The sequence below is a fragment of the Pseudoalteromonas sp. Scap25 genome (assembly GCF_013394125.1).
GTDB lineage: Bacteria > Pseudomonadota > Gammaproteobacteria > Enterobacterales > Alteromonadaceae > Pseudoalteromonas.
In genome coordinates this window covers 2,795,312-2,818,008 of record NZ_CP041327.1, presented here as the reverse complement: position 1 = coordinate 2,818,008, position 22,697 = coordinate 2,795,312, and the positions used below count along the sequence as shown (strand labels likewise).

Sequence of the window (22,697 nt, the reverse complement as noted above, 5' to 3'; positions counted from 1 at the left end):
AGCGAGCGCAAAGGCTCAAGTAAAAAGCGCGATATAAATATCGCGCTTTTTCAATGCACACGTTAGTTGACCTTTAACTAACGACTGACAGCTATATCCTCTAGTGCGAAACCACAATTAAACGAATTGCATCGAGTTTTAACTGCGCTTTTTCAATATGTGCGGTTAGCTCATTGCGTTGTTTGTCGTAAAAAGTAATTTCTTCTTGGCGAATATTTGGGTTTATTTGTTTCAGTGCCTCTAAACGCTGTTGCTCTTCACTCAACGATGTTTGCATTTTAGCTAATGACTCTGCACGAATAACATCCAGCTTTTGTTGCGCCATGTCTTTTGCTGTGTTGATCATCGGATGAACCGCACTTTGTAATGCACCGGCTAATTTACTTGCTGTTTGGCGACCTACCGCAGATAACTGTTGATTAAAGCCATCAAAGTCAACGTTTTCGCCTAAGTTATTACTGCTCTTATCGAGTAAAATACGAATAGGCGTAGGCGGTAAAAAGCGGCCCACTTGCAGTACTTTTGGTGCCATCGCCTCGGCAACAAAGATTAGCTCAACAAAGAATGTTCCTGGTGGTAACTTTTTGTTTTTAAGTAACGCCACTGACGCACTACCAAAGTCATCATCGCAAATCATGTCCATAGTGCCTTGCACCATAGGGTGATCCCAACTGATAAAGTGCACATCTTCTTGCGAAAGAGCGGTATCACGGTCAAATGTTACCGTCATGCCATCTTCTTTTAAAGCAGGGAATGAGGCATTAAGCATATGCTCAGTGGGTTTTAAAATAATAGTGTTTTCACCTTTATCTTCTTGGCTTACGCCAAAGGTGTCGAACACATTGATCATGTAACTTGGTAGCTCAAACTGATTATCGAGTTTTTCAATGTCAGCTACGAGTGAATCAGCAGCGCCTTGCCCTGATGAATGCAGTTCTAGTAGGCGATCTCGGCCACTTTCCATTTGCTTACGTAATACTGCATTCTTTTGTGCTACTTGCTCAAGCAATGGGTCTAGCTCATCTTCGTCACAATTATGAGCTGCAATATATTCAAGTAAGTCTTCGCTAAATTCTTTATATAATAACTGTCCTGTGGTTGAAGTGCTTTCAAATGCATCTAGGCCTTCGTTGTACCAACGTAATAACACTTCCTGTGCCGTATTTTCAAAGTAAGGCACATGAATGTTCACATCTTGTGTTTGTCCTATGCGGTCTAAGCGACCAATTCGTTGCTCAAGTAAATCTGGGTTGAGCGGTAAATCAAACAACACTAAATGATGTGAGAATTGGAAGTTACGGCCTTCTGAACCAATTTCAGAACACAATAATATTTGAGCATTATCGTATTCATCGGCAAAGAACGCCGCGGCGCGGTCTCGTTCAATTATCGACATGCCCTCGTGGAAAACCGAGGCTTTAATTGCTTCGCGTTCACGTAATATTTGCTCAAGGCTGATTGCGGTTTCGGCTTTAGCACAAATGAGTAATACTTTTTCACGTTTGAGAGTTTTTAGCGTTTCGATCAGCCAATCTACACGCGGGTCAAATAAACCCCAACTGGCGCTTTCACCTTCAAACTCTTGAAATATTTTTTCAGGGAAAAGTGCACGCTGTGCACTGAGTTCAGCATTTTGAATGCCGCTCATATTACCTAGTACAGTCATTGCTGTTTTGTATTGCTTAGGTAAAGCCATAGGGTAGGCGTGTAATTTACGACTTGGGTAACCATCAATACCACTGCGACTATTTCTAAATAAGATGCGGCCAGTACCGTGACGGTCTAAAAGCATATTTAAAATTTCTTTACGTGCTTCAAGGTCGCCTTGTTGTGCTGTTTCAAGAATATCGGTGATATCCGTTTCTTTTAATAGCTCAATCAAGGTTGCTTTAGCGTTATCATCTAATGATTGCTCTTGCAGTAGTTGGTTAGCAGCTTCGGCTACATCTTTGTAGTTTGCTTCTTCTTCTTTAAATACGTCGTAGTCGTAAAAGCGATCTGGGTCGAGCAGTTGTAAGCGTGCAAAGTGGCTACGATGACCCAGTTGGTCTGGCGTTGCTGTTAATAAAATTAGCCCCGGAATGTCTTGACTCAGCTCAGCCATACGTTGGTATTCGGCACTAGGTTTATTGTTGTTAATGCTTAAATGATGGGCTTCATCAATGACTAATAAGTCCCAGTCGGCCAACGTAGATTGTTCAAACCAACGTTTTTTCTTAGTTAAAAACTCAAGGCTGGTAAGCACCAGTTGCTCGGTATCAAATACGTTAGGTGAATCAGCAAACGCTTCGTCGCAGCGCTCTTCATCAAAAATAGAAAAACGTAAATTAAAACGGCGTAGCATTTCTACTAACCATTGGTGCTGCAAGTTCTCAGGTACCACAATGAGCACACGGCTGGCGCGACCAGTAATAATTTGTTGGTGTAAAATCATGCCAGCTTCGATGGTTTTACCCAAACCTACTTCATCAGAAAGTAGTACACGTGGCGCAAAACGTTTACCTACTTCTTGGGCAATATAAAGCTGATGCGGAATAAGGTTGGCACGTTGGCCAATTAAACCTTTAATAGGTGACTGTTGGCGTTCAAATTGGTGTAACCAAGTTTGGTAGCGCAAAGTGTATCGATCAAAGCGGTCTACTTGGCCTGCAAATAAACGGTCTTGTGGTTTATTAAATTTAATAAAATGGTCTAAAAAGGTCTCTTTTAATTGTACTTTTTCACCGTTATCAATACGTTCACCGTGATAGCACAGTAATTCGCCTTGTACTTCAATTGACTCAACTTGTAATTCCCACTCCTCAACGCTTCGGATCACATCACCAGGATTAAATGCTACGCGGGTTACCGGAGCTTCTGCAGAAGAATAAACACGGTTTTCACCACTGGCAGGAAATAAAATGCTGACCTGGCGGCCATCAATGGCAACAACGGTGCCCAATCCTAAATCTGACTCTGTATCACTGATCCAACGCTGACCTAAGGAAAAATTCATGTATGTCTCGTCTATGAAGAAAAAGGCGGCTATGTTACCTGTTAGATAACACCACTGCAAGGCGCTATTTGCCTGACTTTTAATTAATTTTATAAGTGTGAATTATTCCTATCTATAAGCACTGATTAGTGCGCCGATTTTGTAGGAAATTCAAACTAAATGATATTTGTCATAAAACAGACTTTTATGACAAATAGACTAAACTCAAATTATACCTAAGTAATTAATCAAGTTTATTAGTCACACTGATTAGTTTATTGGGTATAGCATAAAAATCATAAAACGTAAGGAAAGTGCTATGGAAAAAGCTTCGAACCTTGATAGTAAAATGTATGTGCTAGATACCAATGTATTGCTTCATGAACCCCTCGCGTATTTGTCATTTCAAGAACACCAAGTGGTTATTCCAATGACGGTATTAGAAGAGCTTGATCACATTAAAGACAGAAAACACGATGTAAGTCGCGATGCCCGAGTGGCCATTCGTGGACTTGATGGAGTGCTCAGCCAGGCCTCTCCCGAGCAAATGTTACAAGGGGTTGCGCTACCAAGTAATAAACAAGGCGGATTAACGGGAAGCTTACTGATTGTAAATGACCATTTATTTGCCGATTCTATTTCCGGCTTACCGGGCAATGAAAACGACCACCGCATTATTAATTGCGCGGTGCACTTACAAAATCAGCACAGTGATAAAAAAGTCATACTGGTTACTAAAGATATCAACATGCGCTTAAAAGCCAAAGGGGCGGGGCTTAAATATGTTGAAGATTACCGTACCGATCAGCTTATTGACGATATCGCCTTACTTACCAGCGGCTATAAAAAAATTACTGGTGATTTTTGGCAGCATGTTGGCGAGTGTAACACTGAGCAACACGGGCGTGAAACAGTCCATCATATCCCTAAAGATTTAATCCCAGATGTGTTTTGTAATGAGTATTTACTTGATGATGGCGATCAGTTTGCCGCTAGAGTCAAATCTTACGATGGTGAGCATATTACCATTAAAGATATTGGAGCAGAGCGACTAATGCATCAAAGTGCTTGGGGAATAAAGCCAAAAAATATTTACCAAGCAATGGCACTAGATGCACTGCTCGATACCTCTATTGAACTTGTTATTTTAACCGGCCCTGCGGGGTGTGGTAAAACCTTACTGGCGCTTGCATGTGCACTGGAAATGGTGATTGAAAAAGGTGTTTACGATAAAGTGATTGTAACCCGAAACACCCCTGAAATTGCCGAATCGATTGGCTTTTTACCTGGCACCGAGGAAGAGAAAATGGCGCCTTGGCTGGCTGCCATAACCGATACCTTAGAGGTGCTGCATAAAGGAGATGAGAACCCTGTTTCAAGCCGTAATTACATTATGGAAAAAGCCAATGTTCAGTTTAAATCGGTGAACTTCATGCGTGGGCGAAGTATTCAAAATGCGGTGGTGATTTTAGATGAAAGCCAAAACTTAACGGCTTCTCAGCTCAAAACCATTATTACCCGTTGTGGTGAAGGAACTAAACTTATTTGTACCGGAAATTTAGCACAAATAGACAGTAACTATTTAACCGCTGTTACCTCTGGACTTACCTATATTGTGGAGCGATTTAAGCACTTTGAAGGCGGCGCTACTGTTAATCTTAATGGTGTAGTAAGAAGTCGACTAGCGTCATTTGCCGAGGAGAATTTATAACTTGCGCTTAACATCTTGGCTCGATAGTCTACAGTTTGATTTTTGAGCCAATAATTAGGTAACTTGTTGAAATTTTTGCCGTTAGAACATTATCATCGCTCTGTTTTTGTGGCGCTAGCACTGCCTTTGTTAGTGGCCTCTTTTTTGTGTTTGCATTTTTATAATATAAAAATGGAACGTGCAATAACAAAAAAGACCACTGATTTTAATGCATTATCTGCGCAGCTTGATCATGATATGCAAGCAATGGGGGACTTGGTTGATGCAATGTTTGTTATGTATAACAAGCAAACTTTTCTTGTAGAAAATTATAATCTTACAGAAAACATTAACCAATATGAGCATTATTATTATCGCCAATTTGAACATTTAAACGGTGAAATTGCAGGTAAAGGCCAGTTTAGTTCTTCTGAGTCGGCACTGTTACAGTGGCAGCAGGTAATATCGCTTGCACCCTCTTTTAATACCACCTTAGCGCTGCTTTCATCTGTGCATTCTGTTGCGTATGTTGATGAACGTGGGTTTGCATACTTAACTCGGCGCGACAATACTCAAAATAATATATTTATCCCGCTATTGAATGGCGACTTTAAACCCTTACCGTCAGCAGCCAAATTGGCTTCGAGTGCAGTCATTAATCTGGGTAATAAAGCATATTTTGCGATTGGCCGTCAGCGTGAGCGAAATTCATCTGATTATATTATTTTAATTTATGACTTGCAGGCCATCTCTGGCTGGTTAAACAAAATCACCTCTAAGCAAGGTGAGTATGTTTTTATTAATCAAGCAAATCAAATTATTGCCAGTTCACAGCAGTCAATTAACCAAGCAATAAATTTTTCGACATACTGGCCTCAAATTAATACGCGCTCACCAAAGCGTACAACCCTGTCTGAACTGCTTTTTTTAATTCAACCCTCAGATCAGAGCCCGATTCATTTAGGGTTTCTTGCTGATGAGCAAATGCTGACCAGCAGCCTTGTGCAAGAAGTGGTGTTGGAGTTTATTTCATTAGCGTTATTTTTATGCTTGATGTTTTATGTCTTTTTTTGGTTAAGCAAGCGTATATTTATCAGACCTATGACAGAGCTAATGCGTTACTTAGAACATCATAACGATGACAACTCGGGATATTTAAATTACAAAATACCATTAAATTGGCAACCTTGGTTTGCTAGGGTGAAAGCTATTTTTGCGAAAAATGAACGTTTAGTTATTTCATTGCAAAATGCTAATAAAAAGTTAGATGAGCAGGTGCAGCTCAAATCTGAAAAATTAAAACATAGCGACCAAGCAAAAGAGCGGCATTTAGCCCTGCTAAATACAGTACTTAACAGCGTGCCTGACTTTATATATTTTAAAAATACAGACGGCACCTTTTTAGGTTGTAATAAAGCATTTGAGCAGTTTATAGGTAAGAGCCAAAGCGAACTTATTGGTCAAAATATGCATAGCATTAGTCGCAGCTACGAGCAAATCCAGCGGCTGGAGCAGCAAGCATTACAGCATAAAATGCAAATTCAGCAGCGTATAGACGTTGCTAAGCAAACTTATCAGTTAACGATTGCTCCGTTTTATGATGAACAGCGCCAATTGCTAGGCACAATGGGAATTGGTCGCGATATTACTGCGCAGCAACATACTCTATATGCATTAAAAGAGTCGGAATCTAAATTTAGAAGTGCCATTGAATTTGCTGCTAATGGGGTGTTTTTACTTTCACTTGAGTACGCTATTTTACAGGTTAATAAAGCCGCGCGAAAACTGTTTACCAAACATCATCAATTAACAGATACCCCGTTTGATACACTATTTAGTGACACGCAGTGGCAAGAACTCGAAGCCTTGCTGCAGCAACTACTGCACAACAAAAAACAGGTGTTTCATTTAACTTTTGCGCACACTCAATTAAATGCTTGGTTGCAGTTGAGTATGTCATTAATTTGGAATGAGAATGCTCAGCCGCTATATTATGTTATTCATATTCAAGATGTTACTGAGCTTACGAAAGCCAAAGATGATGCAGAGCGAGCCACCTTGGCTAAAAGTCGCTTTATTGCTAATTTGAGCCACGAAATACGTACTCCTCTCAATGCCATACTAGGGCTATTAGACATGTTAGTAGAGCATGGATTAACGCAGCGACAAGTGCAACTGACCAGCCAAGCGACGTATGCAGCCAATAATTTATTACAAATGCTTAATAGTATGCTTGATTTTGCGCGTGTTGAAAGTAATGAAGCAACGCTGCAATTAGCGCCTTTATGCCTAGTTGATTTGATTGATACCTGCGAAAGCTTAATTTTGCCTTTATGCCAAGCAAAGCAGATACAGCTAAAAGTTGATATTGACCCACATATTTCCCCTTTTTTAGTTGGCGACTCCATTCGTTTGCAACAAGTGTTAGGTAACTTATTAACCAATGCTGTTAAATTTACTCCTACAGGCAACGTGACATTAAAAATGCAGTTACAGCCAAGTAGCCGTAATGAGTTGCAGCGTATCTGTTTTGGGGTTATAGATACAGGTGAGGGGATTGCTCAAGCCGATCAACGCCGTTTATTTGATGCCTTCACCCAAGGCGATGAGTCATCCACTCGTCAGCATCAAGGAGTAGGTTTAGGGCTGGCAATAGTAAAACACAGTGTGGCATTAATGGGCGGGGAAATTTCACTTGATAGCGATAAAGGACAAGGTTGCTATTTTTACTTTACGCTCGATTTAGCGACCGATACCAACAAAGTTACTCGTGATGAAAATAAGTTATTAGTAATTACTAGCGCTAAAAGTACGTTACTTAATCAAGTAATTAAAGCGTATCCTGTTATTAATAACCAAACGCTTAATAGGGTAATCGCTGAACCAGAATATTTGCTGCAAGCGCACACAATAATCATTGATGCGTGTGAGCTGTCGGCCTTTTTAACACCAAAAATAAAAGCAACACTGCGTACAGCTGCTATTTCGATTGTTGTTATTACAGATAATCAAGACGAACAGCCACCAATAAATGATTCCCTTATTACCCAGTTCTTACCCTCAAGCGCACTTGCACAGCGATTACTTAATTTGAGCTCGCAAAAAATAGTGAAGGCAATTGAAAACAAAGCACAAAAACCGCGTGATACAGTCTCAGGAATATTAGTGTTAGCGATAGACGATAATCCATTGAACCTCGATATTATTAGCAGTATTTTGAGTCAAGCTGGAGTAAATGTTGTTACGATCAATGACCCGCAAAAAGGGATTGAATTGGTAAGTAGCTTACGCCCCGACTTAGTCTTAATGGATATTCAAATGCCCAAAATTGATGGCTATCAAGCGACTGAAATAATACGCCAACAGTTTGACGCTCAGCAATTACCTATTTTTGCATTAACCGCGCATAGTGAACCAGCCGACATTTCGCGCTCACTCAATGGTGGGATGAATAAACATTTAACTAAGCCTGTGGTTGCGCCAGTTTTATTTACAGCAATCGCAAGCCTTGGCATCGCTACGCCATGTTTTTTCGATAAAGCCTTTGCTTTGTCTCAGTTTGACGATGATCACTCTGTACTGCACAGTATGTTAGACAAGTTAGCGACATTAAGTGAGTCATATTCAGCTGAGCTTCAAAACAACAACCCTAGTATTGAAATGGTACGCTTAGTGCATAGTTTAAAAGGGATAGCAGGAAATTTAGGTTTTAACCGATTATTATTGTGTGCTCAACACACTGAGCAGGTATTAAAAGCGGGCGGCGAGCACGCCGCAGCTGCAATTAAAGAATTAATAATACAGTTAGAGCAAGTGCAAATTTATATAAAAAGTTTAGATGTAAGCAATGATAAATAAAGCAAAAATATTAATTGTAGATGACGATGCGCTTAACCGAATCATTTTAGAAAAAACCCTAAGTGACGAGCATGAGGTTTACTTAGTGGCTAGTGGTGAAGAGGCGTTGGTATTTGTTAAGCACACACAAGTAGACTTAATTATTTTAGACATTATTATGCCAGGCATGAATGGTTACGACGTGCTGGTGGAGCTTAAAGAAAGCAGCCTAAGCCATACAATCCCCATTATTTTTATCTCAGCGAATAGCTCTCATGAAGACGAAGCAAAAGGCTTAGAGTTAGGCGCAATGGATTACATTGTTAAGCCATTTTATGCCTCTATTGTTAAAGTGCGTGTGCGTAATCAATTACTCATTAAGCAAAAAAACGATTTATTAGAAATGCTTGCGTCTATTGATGGTTTAACAGAAATACCTAACAGACGTTATTTAGATGAAAACTTAGAACGAGAGTGGCGAAGAAGTAAGCGTAATAATTCCTCCATGTGTGTACTGCTTATCGATATTGATCACTTTAAGCGCTATAACGACTACTACGGTCATCGTGCTGGCGATGAGTGTTTAAAAGCAGTGGCGCAAACATTAGTGGCGCAATGTGAACGTGGCAGTGATTTTGTTGCCCGTTATGGTGGTGAAGAGTTTGTTGCAGTATTACCAGAAACCAATCAGCAAGGCGCTATTGCGTTTGCTAATAAATTACGCAAAGCTATTAATGACTTGAATATAGAACACAACGCATCTTTAAATGCTTCACACATTACTATTAGTATTGGAATTGCCTCAAGTGAGAGCAGTCAAGCATACACCGAGAAAGCGTTATTAGAAGAGGCTGACTCAGGTTTATATAATGCTAAAAAGTCAGGGCGCAATCAAATTAGCGCCCAATAGTATTTTCGAGAGCTTAATTTGTTAGCATCAATAACGCTGAGCTACCAATACCCACTAATTTATCATTTTTGAAAACGAGCGGTGTGCATTCATCTTTGGTCATTTTCCCATCTGAATGAATGCTGTGCGTTGCGTAGAACAAGACTTGGTAAACATCATCCTGTTTTTTTAACAATTCAGTGAAGTTAGGTGTTTTTAGTTGGTTTAACACCGACTGATACGAGCTATCCATTGCCAAGCCTGAAATGATTTCACGATTGTTTTTATGTGTTGCTTGCCAACTTGAAGAGCTATTACCTGCCCAGTGACCCTCTGCTTCGCCATCTGATACAGCGATTACACAACCCGTTAAAAAAGGAGCGGTAAGTGCAGCGATTAAAAGTGTTTTTTTCATTTTTTATTACCCTAGATGATTAATTAAAGACAATATAGCAAAGACTAGGCCAGTTTTTAAACTCTTAAAAATCAATGGCTTGTTTTTATTATGTTTGGTGGGGTGGTGGCTTTTTTAAAATATAAATCTAAAAAGCCACTTTTTAGTAATTTTGACTAAGTTACTTTTATGGCATTAAACCAAGCGGTTACGCGACTCGTGTAGACTAAATGCTGTAATATTTAAACTCACTTCTTTTACTAAACGCACGATAGATTCAGTGCTCGCCCACGCTATATGTGGTGTAAGTAGTAAGTTATCACCCGTATAATTAGCCAGAGGATTGGTCAGCTCAGCGGGCTCTTTGGTAAGTACATCAACGCCCGCACCGGCAATAATATTGGCTTTTAATGCTTCTACTAAGTCAGCTTCATTGATAATCCCACCGCGTGCGGTATTAATAATTAGCGCAGTTGGCTTCATCATTTTTAATTCATTAAGTGTAATTAAGTCGCGCGTTTCATCATTAAGTGGGCAGTGAACGCTAATAATATCCGCTGTTTTTATTGCTGTTTCAAACGGGGTGCGTCCGTTGCGACACGCCGCGCCTTTACGCTCTGCAATAATTACATTGGCGCCAAACGCTTCAGCCACTTTAGATACTGCATTACCTAAAGTGCCACCACCAATAATGGCTAATGTTTTGTCCTGGATGTCATTAAAGTTGTAATCCAGTCGACAAAACATCTCACTTTTTTGCCACGCGCCTTGCTGACAATCTGCTTGATAGCGGTGAGTATTACCTAATAAGTTAGTGATCAACGAAAAGGTATGCTGAACAACAGAAGGGGTCGAATAACCGGCAACATTAGTAACTGCTATACCTAAGTCTTTCGCGGCATTTAAATCAACATTATTGGTACCCGTTGCACTAACACAAATGAGCTTTAATGATTTTAATTGCATCATAGTGTCACGATTAATCACCACTTTGTTGGTGATTAAAACTTCTGCATTTTGGCTATGCGCTAATACTTGCTCAGGGCTAGTTAGCTGATGCACTGTGAGCTCTCCAAGTGCTGAAATACCATCCAGTGACGTGTTTGCCAGTGTTGCGTTATCAAGAATTGTTATATTCACGGTGTGTCCTAATATGTGTATGTGTTAGAGAGGGAGTAACCTCTGTACGCAGATAAAAAGATCATTATTTAATTGAATGTTATAGATTTATTTAGACTTAGCTTATTGTGTTCACATTAACAGGAGTAAAGTCATATTTAAATGTGGTCTGCCCACTGAGGGTTAACTTGCATGTTATTATGACCAACTGCCTTGCTAAGTTAACTTGAACAAAGTGCTATTAGTAAGGTCTATCCATTTGAATTAATAATTAATAGCTATAGTTTATACACATGAGCGGTTAATCTGGCAATGATGCTCAGTACTAAACTATAACGCTATGAAAACTCAGTAAATCGAACTTTAGTATTGCTAGTTTCGTATTTTTGCTTGAGTTATAATCAAAATCAGACATAACGGGGCGTTTTCGCGCGCCGTTTTTAACTTTGTAGATGCAGTAAATGATAGAACTAGAAGATAAGTACGCAGATATAAGACCTTACAATGACGATGAAGTTGCCGCCTCATTAACGCGATTAATTAACGATAATGCGTTTCTTGATGTGATAGCAAAGTATAATTTGCCACGCTTTATATCCGCAGTTGGGTTTTTAGCACGCGCTATAATAAAGCATCAGTTGCGTAAAAAATGGGGCAAAGTTAAAACAGTTGAAGATGTACAAAATGAAGTTGCACATTACTTAAATAAATTAGTAAACCGCACCACATCAAACGTTACTTTTTCGGGCTTAGAGGCGTTAGACCCTGATCAAGCCTATCTTTTTGTTTCAAACCACAGAGACATTGTACTCGATCCTGCATTGGTTAATTGGGGCCTTTTTCAGCATAAAATGAAAACCGTGAGAATTGCGATTGGTGATAACTTACTGCAAATCCCATACATTACAGAGCTTATGCGTTTAAATAAAAGTTTTATTGTAAAACGCTCAGCTAAAGCTCCAAAGGAGATGTTAAAAGCGCTGACTCAATTATCGGCTTATATTTATGACTCACTCAGCAGTGGGCATTCTATTTGGATTGCTCAAAAAGAAGGCCGTGCCAAAGATGGTGTAGATCAAACCGATCCCGCACTATTAAAAATGCTGCAACTAAATGGACGTAAACAAAAGAAAGAATTTGGCGAATACATTAAAGAACTAAAAGTGGTGCCGGTTGCAATATCTTACCAATATGAACCCTGTGCAATAGCTAAGGCAAAAGAGCTTTACCATAAACAGCATCATGGTAAATATGTGAAATCGGCGGGTGAAGATATTGCTAGCATTGTTGAAGGTTTTAGTTCAGCCAAAGGGCATGTGCACTTATCGTTTGGCCAGCCTATTCAGTCAGATTGCGATAGTGCCGATGAATTGGCAAAAACCATTGATAAGCAAATAATTGATTCGTTTTATTTGCACCCAGGCAATTATATTGCGGGTGGTTGTACTGAAGCGGTTATAAATAAAAATGATGCAGCACAATTTGCAGAGCGTTTAGCAAAAGTGCCAGAAGAATTAAGATCTTTGGTACTAGCGATGTACGCCAAACCGTATCATAGAAAAACACAAGTAGATGAACAAAGCTGTGAACATTAATTAACAGCTAAGATAAAAGCAGCAATTAATTGGCTGCTTTTTTTTTGCACAAAAATAGCGCTATACTCAAGCTATGCTTTTTTAGACTGGAGGGTTTGATGCAACAAATTGAAATATTTGATATTCCTAGCCCTTGTAAAGGTATTTGCTTGGTTAATAATCGAGGCTACTGCAAAGGATGTTATCGCAGTCGTGATGAGCGATTTTCGTGGAATTCGTTAACCAATGCCCAAAAAAAGAAAGTATTGAGCCTATGCCAACAACGCTATAAACGTTATTTACAGCAAAAAAATAAAGCTGAGCAAACCGCTTCGCCAACACGGCAGCAAGGCTTTGATTTTTAAAATTGTAGTTTGTACTTTGACCTGAGTTTAGCTACCGTGCCATTGTTGTGTAATTTCTTAAGTGTAGTCTCAAGCTGCAAAGCAATACTCGCATGGCTATTATGTAAATAATGATAAAGCGGGTAGGTAGCAACCACTTGTTTTTCATAGCAACCTAAAGCAGGAGGAATAGTTTTATTGGCCATCGCAAAATCAATCAGTAATGCAGCTTCTACTTTTTGCTGGATCAGTAAATTTAATTGAGTGGTATTATTTTTTACTTCAATAACCTCGCCTTGAAAATCAATACTGTCTAAATATCGTTGTTGCACAGGGTAGCTGGCTATAATAGCAACGCTATCCATTGTTTTAGTAGAGCTGGGTTCACAGTGCTTATAAAGCTCAAGACTAAATTTAAATAACGGGTAATTAACTCGAATTAAGTTTTTGTAAGCACTTTCAATACTAATATCACGAGCAAGCTGCCCATCTAACATGCCATTATTTGCCGCAAATAATGCATTCTGGCGATTAAAATCGATAATATTTAATTTAAAGCCTATATCTGCATACGCTAATTGTAATAGCTCAATAGTATAATTTGCTTGCTGGGTGTTCTGCGGGCGATTAAATGTATAGCTGTAACTATGGCCAAATGACGGATTGCTAAAAACTAAACCTATTAATACAAGTAGTCCTTTAGAGTATTTAAACACGTCAGTATTTCCAGTCTATTAGAGGCAAATGAGTAGGTGGGTATAATAACAAATTGGCTGTGTTTTGCCCAGTTTCTAGTCATAATCTAGCAAAGTCTATCTTTAACAATTATTGATCCCCTTAGATTATTTACGGCAGATTCTTTTTATTCGCTATAGAGTTAGTTTATTATAAGTTTAAACGTATAATCTAAGTTTTATCGGGCCAGTGAAAGGGGTAATATGAGTTATAACCTGTGTGATTTACCACGAGAGCAAAAGTATCAAATTCAGTTAGACTACGAAGCTTCATTTTGGGCATATCAAATTAAGCGTGGCAAGAAAACGCGTGAACAAGTTTACGACACCCTGCATAGTCGTCCTGTTGCGGAGCAAGGTTTTTTAAAGCAAAAGTTTGAGCAATATTTGGCACTTATGCTAAGTTAGAGTTTACTTGCTATGGTTGTTATAAAACAATTAGAACCAGTTAAAACGCCCTTAATAAATAAGTTTTATACCTTACATAAAGTTCGCGGTCGCGCAAATAAACAAGACCAACTGTGGGTCGCTTACGATAACCACACGATGATTGCGGCGTGCCGCTTACAACATAAACCGACTTTTTTATTTTTATCGACTGTTTTTGTGGCCCCTGAATACCGCTCAACTGGTGTTGCAACAAAGCTGTTAAGCACGCTTTTAAATCAGCAAACCGACGTTGTTTACACATTCGCTTACCAACATATTACTGATTTTTATCAGGCACTTGGTTTTAACCAGGTGTTAACATATACTCCTGAGTTATTAACGCTATTTGATGCATACAAGCACCGCAATATTATTGCATTGAAATATCAGCAACCCTAAATCAGCATAGGAAACACATGGGCATCTGTATTAATAGGTTTATCACAGCCATGTTTGTGCTATTTATGCTCATAAGCCTCGCTGCAACAGCGCAAGTAAAAAGGCTATCCCCGAGCGAAGGGTTATCTCAAAGCTACGTTAATACTATGCTTATTGATAATAATGGCTATTTATGGCTCTCTACTGAAGGAGGGTTAAATCGCTACGACGGCTATCAGGTTATTCCAATTAATGGCCCAAATGGTGAGTTAGAAGAGACCATTATTGATCGCATATACCAAGATCCAGAAGGACAAATTTGGATTGCTTCCTTGTTAGCGGGGCTTTTCAGGTATGACCCGCAAACAAATACCTATCAGCAGTATCTAAAAAAGCCAGTGACAGAAGAGCAAATTCTTCAGCAGTCTGTTTTTACTATGTTGGCCACAGATGATAAATCCTTGTGGATTGGACAAGGGCGAGTGTTTGCAAAACTTGATATAGCCAGTGGCTCTATTACTCCTTTATTTAAGCTGCCTGAGCAATTTGAAAATGCATTTGTACGTACCTTGTTTCATTACAATGGCTATATCTTTATTGGCAGTACAGACGGTGCTTATGTATTTAATATTGCAACGCAACAAGTACGCCCTCTAGAGCATTTAAGCGAAACCGATGTACACATCTATCAAAACAATGTGAAGTCATTTGCACTGGGTGATAGTAATCAGTTATTGGTTGGGGCTGTTAAAGGTTTATACGCTGTTGATATTAGCAATATAGAGGCATTGTTTAATAATAATGAGCAGTCATTTACAAATGAAAAGCTGCTGGCTGATTTAAATGTTTGGGATATAGATAATCAGCAGGGGGTTCTTGATTTAGCAACAGACAAAGGTCTGCTCAGCTTTAATTTGACCACCAAAACGGTGGTTAAAAATAAACGTATTCAACAAAGTAAATACACCCTTGCCGATACCAGCATTATTGATATGGTAAAAGATAAATCAGGCGGTATGTGGCTTGCGACTAAAACTGATGGTGCTTTTTATTTATCGGGAGACAACTATAAGTTTTATAATGTAGAGGGAAATGCTCTGGGAGGGGATGGATTTTCGCATCACTCAGTCTGGGCAATTAAACAATTCCAAGATAAGTTATGGTTAGGTACCCATAATGGTTTAACTGCGGTTGATATAAAAAATAACACCTCAACGGTGTATTTAAAAGATTATAAAGTTGATTTACTAACCACAGAATTTACTATTTTCAAAATTATGCCTTACAAAAATAAACTTTGGTTACAAACAAACCGAGGGCTGTTTATTTTTGACCCCCAAACCCAGCAGCTTACTCAACCTAAAACTGCCAGCCCCAAGAACCAAATATTTTTAAACGACTGGATGCATGGTATTGCCTTGTTAGAAAATGGTGATTTATATTTTGTTCACCCTGATCATGGCATGTTTAAATATAATATTGATAGCCTGATTTTAACCCCATTAAAAGGCGAGTTTTCCCAATTTGACCCGTTCTTAGCACATGGCTTTTTAGCGCCATTGCCCTCTCAGCCAAAGTGGCCGCTATTTTTTAGTGGTGGGGTGTTATACCAGTTTAATCCTGATGAGCTCAGTTTAAATACCCTTTATAAAGTACCCAAACATCATGACAATGTTGCAGTGAGAATTCTTTCGTATGTTGAAGACAGGCAAGGGATTCTATGGCTCTCTTTATCTAACTTTGGTTTGATTGGAATTGATGCCAGCAGCTATGAATTAGTGCATACCATTGATTTAGATAAAAATAAATTAGGCACACTATTATACGATATGGTGCTAGATGAAGAGGGAATGATTTGGATGAGTAGTCATAAAGGAATATGGCGACTAAACCCTAACACTATTCATTTTCAGCAGTTTACTACATCAGACGGGGTGCTTTCTGCTGAATTTAATAGTGGTGCTATGGCAAAATTAAATGATGGACGAATTGCCTATGGTAGCCTTAAAGGCTTTACCTATTTTGATCCCAAAGAGAATAAAAATAGCCAAGGTTTGTTAGAACATGTCAACATTACTCGCATTAATTTAATGTCTCGAGACTTGTCGATTAACTTACAACAGCCATTAAAAAATATTACTTTAAATCATGATGATATAGGGCTTGAAATTGCGTTCTCAGCGATGTCATTCAGTTTTCAAGAACGTATTATTTATGAATATCAGCTCGATAAAGGTAAAAAAAGTTATACCCGTAATAATCGCGTGGTGTTTCCTAAATTAAACCCCGGTAGCTACCAGTTAAAAGTCTGGGCAAAGGATCCGTTGACGGGTGAGTATACTCCGCCAGCAACGTTAAATATTAAAGTGAAATACCCGTTATGGCGGGCCCCTTACTTTTTAGCACTTTATGCTATTTTGTTGATCACTGTAGTGACTGCATGGGTGATGAGACGTAACAAAATACAGCGTATTTTATTAGCTGCACACAAAGAAAGCCAAGATAGCGAGGCGCGCTTAAAGCTTGCGCTAGAGGGGAGTGAATCGGGGGTATGGGATTGGCAAGCAAATCAGTTAAATATTTATCAGCCAAGGTTAGTCAACGAATTAGGTTATGCGGAAGACTCAGTCAGTTTAGATGACTACTTAGATAAAGTTCACCCACAAGAGCGTGCTATTTTTAGGTTAGAGTGGTTAGAATTTTTATCAACTGACAAAGGATATTTTAACTGTACTTACCGATTGCGTCATGCCAAAGGTCATTGGCGCTGGTACAAAGACTTTGGCAAAGTGGTTGAATGGAATGAAACAACTCCGCAAAAAGTAGCGGGTACGTATACCAATATGACACGCGAGATGGCATTTGAAGAACACGCTCGACTATTTACTGCCGCGTTTGAGCAGACTCGAGATTGGGTGTTTATTTTAGATAAAAACTTTAATATACGTGCTTCAAATAAGTCGCTACAAGCGGCTTTTGCTTTATCGGCAGAGCCTCGTTCAACTCGCTCACTTAATTTAGGTATGACTCGCAGTAGCTATTTTGATTATTTACGCATTATGCAAAAACTTGAAGTAGGTGAGCATTTCTCATGTGAAGATACTGTGGTATTGGCTAATAAGGAACAGCGCCATGTGTTAGTAAAAATAAGCGCTGTAGCGGATGAAAGCCAAAGATTAAGCAGTTATGTGGTTATTTTAACGGATATTCATGCCCAAAAGTCAGCTGAGAATGAGCTACATTTATTAACTAATTACGATTCATTAACGGGTTTGCCAAACAGAACTCTGTTTAACGACCGAGCTATGCATGCCATAGATCAAGCGCGTCGCCATCACAGTAAAGTCGCTTTAATACACGTAAATATAAAACGCTTTAAATACTTTAATGACTCATTTGGGACAGAAAGCGCTGATGAGATCATTAAGCTGGTGGCAAATCGTTTAAAAATAGCATTGCGTCCCTGTGATAGCGTAGCGCGTTTAAGTGGTGGTGAATTTGTTATTTTAGTTGAAGATATTCAACAAATAGAAGAAGTATTACTTATATGCACCAAGCTTATGGATTGTGTGAGTAAAGACATTGCTATGAATAACCAAAGTGTGAAGGTTCATCTAAGTATTGGGGTGGCGCTTTTCCCCGATGACGCGACGCATTATAAAGCGCTGTTAAAAGCATCAAATGTGGCGCTCTATTATGCTAAAGATGGTTTAGAAGGTGGTTACAAGTTTTACAAACAAGAAATGAATCAAAAAATTGAAAGGGCGCTGCATTTAGAGTCGCAATTGATCAAAGCGTATCATGAGCACGAGTTTTGTAATTACTATCAACCTATAATTAGTACATCTACACAAAGAACGGTAGGCTTTGAGGTGTTATTACGCTGGCCTGAAAATCAGCTAGCTAGTACGCAAGAGTTTGCAAATGTGGCTGAAAATATTGGTTTAATTACCAAAATTATGCTGCAAACATTTAAAAGAGCACTTGTACAGTTGGTGCGTTGGCGCAAGGTGAATCCCGATTTATATTTATCAATTAATTTATCAGCACTTGATTTTGAGTTTGCTGAGCTTATACCTGAAATTCGCCAGGCATTGAGTAATGCGGCACTACCGCCTGAGGCCATTGTATTTGAAATAACGGAGTCTATTTTAATGAGAGACTCAGAGTATGCGCTTAAAAATATGGATGCACTAAAGCAGCTCGGGTGTAAATTATACATGGATGACTTTGGAACGGGTTATGCTTCATTAACGTATTTAAAGCGCTTCCCCATTGATGTATTAAAAATTGATCGTAGTTTTGTGCAAGATATTGGTATTGATTCGGATAATGAAGCGATTATCCAATCCACGCTGACTTTAGCCAGCAGTTTAGGTAAAGAGTGTATTGCTGAAGGGGTTGAAAGCGCACATCAACTGGCCTTCTTAAAAGCTCAAGGTTGCAGCTACTTTCAAGGTTATTTGTTCAGTAAAGCGGTGCCTAAAGAGCAAGTGCTTGAGCTCATTGAACGCGATTGGCAGCCTGTATTTTCACAAGCTTAAAGCGCCTCTGCTTTGTGTATGTGTTATTAAGGGCGCTTACCACAATGGCGACAAAATAAATGTGAGCTGCGTTTATTAAGTTCCGCTTTTATTGCTTTATTAGCTTCTAACTTACTTAACCCGAGTTTGTAGCGAAGATCTTCTAGGTGATGTAATTGCTCGTCGGAGAGTTTACCGTCGGTTATTTGCTCATGGGTGGCATCTTCAAATAACTGACGACGTTTACGAACTTGCTCTGAAAAGCTCGACGCTAATAAACCAGTGGGTATAGCCACCATGCCCATGCTTACTAGAGTGATGACACCACCAAACAGCTTACCAATCGGTGTTATTGGCACAACATCACCATACCCAACTGTAGTTAGTGTTGCCATTGCCCACCACATAGCGGCTGGAATTGAGCCGAACTTGTCTGGTTGAATGTCATGTTCTAATAAATAAATACCGCATGAAGCTAAAATAAGTACTACTGCCATAATAAAAAATGCAGCCAATAATGAACTTGATTCATCAATAAATGCCTGTAATAACAGCTGCATAGCCCGTGAATAACGAGTGAGCTTAAATACTCTTAATAAACGTAGTACGCGTAAAAAACGTAAGTCTAAAGCAAAGAAAAACATTAATAGACTTGGCAAAATGGCGATTAAATCGATGATAGCCAGTGGTGATAAAATATAGCGGATCCGCTTTTGTGTATTGGAGCAATCCATAGAGGCGTATTTTACTCTATCTACACAGGTCCAAGCACGTATTAGGTATTCAGCACTAAATATGGCAACCGATACCAGCTCTAACATTAAAAATTCGTTGTAGTACGCAGTGGCAATGCTGTGCACTGATTCGAGTACGATGGCCACCACATTTATCATAATAATAGTGATTAGTAGGGCATCTAAAAAGTGACCGGCCCGTTGGTACTTACCTGAAGACTCAAATACTTGGTTGATGGTTTGTCTAAGTTTCTGCATAATAATTATTATAATGTGAGTAACATATTGATACTGCCTTCTTCAAAATCACGACTAATTTTAAATCCGAGTTTACGAGCCAGCTCAATCATGCCAGTGTTTTCAGGTAGGGTGATCCCCTCAACGGTTTTTACCCCTTGGCGCTTACAATGAGAAATTGCTGCATTCATTAAAATACGTCCTAATCCAAGCCCTTGGCAATCAGAACGTACTACAATAGCAAACTCTGCTTGTAAGTTATCTGGGTCCATAATCACTCGTGAAACCCCTAGGGTGTGCTGTTGCTCGTCTTGTGTTTGGGTAACAATAAACGCCATTTCGCGGTCGTAATCAATTTGCGTCATTTTCGCGAGTTGATCGTGGTTAAATTGTGGTAACTCACCAAAAAAGCGTTTATACCTATCTTCTTTGGTTAATGACTGGTCAAACGCTTGATGTGCTTGCTCATCTTCAGGTTTGATTGGTCTGAGCGTTGCGAAGGTATTATTTTTTAAAGTGACTTGTTCAACTAGTTCAATAGGGTAAGGACGAATAGATAAACGTTTTCGATGTGCTTGAGCCTGATACTGATTCAAATTCATGGTGGCATCAAGCACTAAAAACTGGCCATTACTTGCTAAAATAGGATTAAGTTCTAATGAGGTGATGTCCGGTTGATCAACCACCAATTGAGAAATTCGAGTTAGTAGTGAACACAAACGATATTTATCTACTTTTTCTGGCAGAACACGATCTTTAAGTACGCCTTTATCATGGGCGGCGGCAATTAAATATTTAGCTAGGTTCATATTCAGTGGTGGCAAAGCGACTGCGGCTTGTGCATATTCAAGCCCTGTACCGGCTTCACCTAATAAAATAACCGGCCCAAAATTAGGCTCTGTTTTAATGGCTATACGCAGCTCGTTAGCTCCCGCTCGAGGTGCCATTTTCTGTAATGAAAAACCATCAATTATGGCATCAGGGTAGGTGTTCTTTATTCTTAACAGCATGGCAAATGCGGTTTGCTCTACCTCTTGTGCATCATTGAGGTTTAGTACGACACCGCCGACTTCAGACTTAGAGGGAATACTGGGGCTAATCAATTTCAATGCCACTGGAAAGCCCAGCTCTATTGCTTGCTCTTTGGCTTCGGTTGGAGTGTAGGCAACTTCAGTTTGAATACAGTCAATGCCGTAACTACTTAAAATATGACTTGCTTGATGGGTTGATAAGTAATGTTGTTCATCATTTAAAAACTCTTTTATAGTCGCTTTCGCTGCTGCTTTATTAATAGTGGCATCGTCAGTATTTGATTCTGGCGTTTGAGTTAAATGCTTTTGGTTACGACGGTAGCTTACTAAGTGCATAAAGGCGCCTACCGCCCCTTCTGGGGTACGATAGGTAGGGATGGCGTTATTAGCGCAGATGCGTCTTGCAGCAAAAGCAGCATCTTCACCCATAAAATTAGTAATTACATACGGGCGTGCCATTTTCGGTAATTTATTTAGCGCCTCAACAATAACCTGAGCGTAATTTTCACTTGGGGCCAAAGCCGATGGAGTGTGGATGATCAGTAAGTTTTTAACTTCTTTAGCATTTAGTAATATTTCTAACGCATGCTTATAACGCACTGGCGCAGAATCGCCAAATATATCGACCGGATTGGCAGCGGTGTCTGAATGCGGGATCACTTTATTAAGTGCTTCGCGAGTTTCATCACTGAGCTGAGCAAGTTTTCCTGAGCTTTGAATGAGTTCATCAACCGCCATCACTCCAGGGCCGCCACCATTGGTTAATATGGTAAGTTGCTCTACTTGCAGTAACTTAGGATGCATTGCCAAGGTTTGGGTGGCGGCAAAGAGCTCACGTAAGTCGTTTACTCTTAGCATACCCGCACGTTGAAACATGGCATCATATACCGCATCTGAGCTTTGTTTTCCGCCGGTGTGTATTTCAGCGGCGAGAGCCCCTGCGCTGGTTCTGCCAGTTTTAATAGCAATAACAGGTTTAGAAAATGCGGCTGCTCGAGCGGCAGAAATAAAGCTGCGGATATCATCAATATTATCGATGTACAGTAAGATGGCTTTGGTTTTAGCATCACGACCTAAAAAGTCGAGTATTTCGTCAAACTCAATATCTAAACAATCCCCCATAGATACAAAGTATGAAAAGCCAATTTCTTTATTTTTTGCCCAATCAAGAATAGTTGAGCAAACTGCTGCAGATTGCGATACAAAAGCCAGTTTACCTGGTGTGGCAACAGTATGAGAAAAGCTTGCATTTAAGCCTATATGCGGAATAAGCAACCCTAAACAATTTGAGCCAAGCAGGGTGACTTTATGCTTAGCTGCGCTCTCTTTGAGTGCCTGTTTTTGAGCTGTAGTTAAACCATCCGCAATAATAATGGCACTATGACAGCCAAGCGTACCTAGCTGCTCAATAATTTTCATTAAGGTGTTTTTATTGGTACAGATAACGGCTAAATCAGGCACTTTAGGTAAGGCTTCAATACTGGGGTAAGCCAATACGCCGTGTACCGCTGTATGATTTGGGGTAACGGGCATAATAGGCCCTTTAAAGCCACCTTGCAGTAAGTTGCGCATTACCACATTACCCGCGCGAGTGGCGGTGTTTGATGCCCCAATAACAGCAACAGAGCTTGGGTTAAAAAACTGGTTAATACGTTTTAGACTCATTGCGTTTCCTTGGCTGATTAAGTTTTGCGTTCTGTACTGTCTCAATGTAACCTGTTTATTGTGTTTTTTCGAGCGTGAACATGCTTATTATTGATATTAGGGTCTGTTGACCTTTCAAGGTTAAACTTGCAGCTGTCTGTTTGGT

At 39.6% G+C, this 22,697-nt stretch carries 14 protein-coding genes; 8 read left to right on the top strand and 6 right to left on the bottom strand.

The window, feature by feature from the left end; genetic code table 11:
* Positions 1-100: 100 nt before the first annotated feature.
* On the bottom strand, positions 101-2,995 hold the full coding sequence (rapA, locus tag FLM54_RS13050) for an RNA polymerase-associated protein RapA (RefSeq protein ID WP_178956581.1): 2,895 nt from the start codon (positions 2,993-2,995) through the stop codon (positions 101-103).
* A gap of 298 nt (positions 2,996-3,293) precedes the next feature.
* Here rapA and FLM54_RS13045 point away from each other — a divergent pair, with 298 nt between their 5' ends.
* The 3 genes from FLM54_RS13045 to FLM54_RS13035 all read left to right on the top strand — a co-directional run bounded on the left by FLM54_RS13045 (position 3,294) and on the right by FLM54_RS13035 (position 9,411).
* Complete coding sequence (locus FLM54_RS13045) at positions 3,294-4,685, top strand: PhoH family protein (protein ID WP_010391619.1); 1,392 nt, start codon at positions 3,294-3,296, stop codon at positions 4,683-4,685.
* 66 nt (positions 4,686-4,751) lie between these two features.
* Complete coding sequence (locus FLM54_RS13040; protein WP_178956580.1) at positions 4,752-8,522, top strand: PAS domain-containing hybrid sensor histidine kinase/response regulator; 3,771 nt, start codon at positions 4,752-4,754, stop codon at positions 8,520-8,522.
* The gene (locus tag FLM54_RS13035; protein WP_178956579.1) at positions 8,512-9,411 is read left to right on the top strand and encodes a diguanylate cyclase; all 900 of its coding nucleotides are present in this window, start codon (positions 8,512-8,514) and stop codon (positions 9,409-9,411) included. The genes FLM54_RS13040 and FLM54_RS13035 overlap by 11 nt, the downstream gene beginning before the upstream one ends.
* Before the next feature lie 13 nt (positions 9,412-9,424).
* Here FLM54_RS13035 and FLM54_RS13030 read toward each other — a convergent pair whose 3' ends face one another.
* Both FLM54_RS13030 and FLM54_RS13025 read right to left on the bottom strand, forming a co-directional pair.
* The gene (locus FLM54_RS13030) at positions 9,425-9,805 is read right to left on the bottom strand and encodes a DUF3192 domain-containing protein (RefSeq protein WP_178956578.1); all 381 of its coding nucleotides are present in this window, start codon (positions 9,803-9,805) and stop codon (positions 9,425-9,427) included.
* Positions 9,806-9,979: 174 nt separating this feature from the next.
* On the bottom strand, positions 9,980-10,924 hold the full coding sequence (locus tag FLM54_RS13025) for a D-2-hydroxyacid dehydrogenase (RefSeq protein ID WP_138609132.1): 945 nt from the start codon (positions 10,922-10,924) through the stop codon (positions 9,980-9,982).
* 440 nt (positions 10,925-11,364) lie between these two features.
* Between FLM54_RS13025 and FLM54_RS13020 the strand changes: the two genes are divergently transcribed.
* Together FLM54_RS13020 and FLM54_RS13015 are read left to right on the top strand one after the other, a co-directional pair.
* The gene (locus tag FLM54_RS13020) at positions 11,365-12,498 is read left to right on the top strand and encodes a 1-acyl-sn-glycerol-3-phosphate acyltransferase (protein WP_178956577.1); all 1,134 of its coding nucleotides are present in this window, start codon (positions 11,365-11,367) and stop codon (positions 12,496-12,498) included.
* A gap of 98 nt (positions 12,499-12,596) precedes the next feature.
* The gene (locus FLM54_RS13015; RefSeq protein ID WP_138609136.1) at positions 12,597-12,842 is read left to right on the top strand and encodes a DUF1289 domain-containing protein; all 246 of its coding nucleotides are present in this window, start codon (positions 12,597-12,599) and stop codon (positions 12,840-12,842) included.
* Here FLM54_RS13015 and FLM54_RS13010 read toward each other — a convergent pair.
* Positions 12,839-13,537 carry a transporter substrate-binding domain-containing protein gene (locus FLM54_RS13010; RefSeq protein ID WP_178956576.1) on the bottom strand — a complete coding sequence of 233 codons (699 nt, stop codon included), beginning with the start codon at positions 13,535-13,537 and terminating at the stop codon, positions 12,839-12,841. The genes FLM54_RS13015 and FLM54_RS13010 overlap by 4 nt on opposite strands.
* 222 nt (positions 13,538-13,759) lie before the next feature.
* On the opposite strand from FLM54_RS13010, the gene FLM54_RS13005 reads away from it, so the two are divergent.
* From FLM54_RS13005 to FLM54_RS12995, 3 genes are read left to right on the top strand one after another with little or no spacing between them, the layout of a single operon-like run.
* Entirely contained in the window at positions 13,760-13,963 is a 204-nt protein-coding gene (locus FLM54_RS13005) for a DUF3283 family protein (protein ID WP_008113353.1), read from the top strand.
* A gap of 12 nt (positions 13,964-13,975) precedes the next feature.
* Positions 13,976-14,383, top strand: a complete 408-nt coding sequence (locus tag FLM54_RS13000; RefSeq protein ID WP_138609142.1) for a GNAT family N-acetyltransferase — start codon at positions 13,976-13,978, stop codon at positions 14,381-14,383.
* A gap of 17 nt (positions 14,384-14,400) precedes the next feature.
* Entirely contained in the window at positions 14,401-18,906 is a 4,506-nt protein-coding gene (locus FLM54_RS12995; protein WP_178956575.1) for an EAL domain-containing protein, read from the top strand.
* Positions 18,907-18,932: 26 nt separating this feature from the next.
* Here FLM54_RS12995 and FLM54_RS12990 read toward each other — a convergent pair whose 3' ends face one another.
* The gene (locus FLM54_RS12990) at positions 18,933-19,877 is read right to left on the bottom strand and encodes an ion transporter (RefSeq protein ID WP_109874122.1); all 945 of its coding nucleotides are present in this window, start codon (positions 19,875-19,877) and stop codon (positions 18,933-18,935) included.
* A gap of 8 nt (positions 19,878-19,885) precedes the next feature.
* Positions 19,886-22,552: a bifunctional acetate--CoA ligase family protein/GNAT family N-acetyltransferase gene (locus FLM54_RS12985; protein ID WP_178956574.1), complete on the bottom strand. Its 2,667-nt coding sequence runs from the start codon at positions 22,550-22,552 to the stop codon at positions 19,886-19,888.
* Between the last annotated feature and the right edge of the window lie 145 nt (positions 22,553-22,697).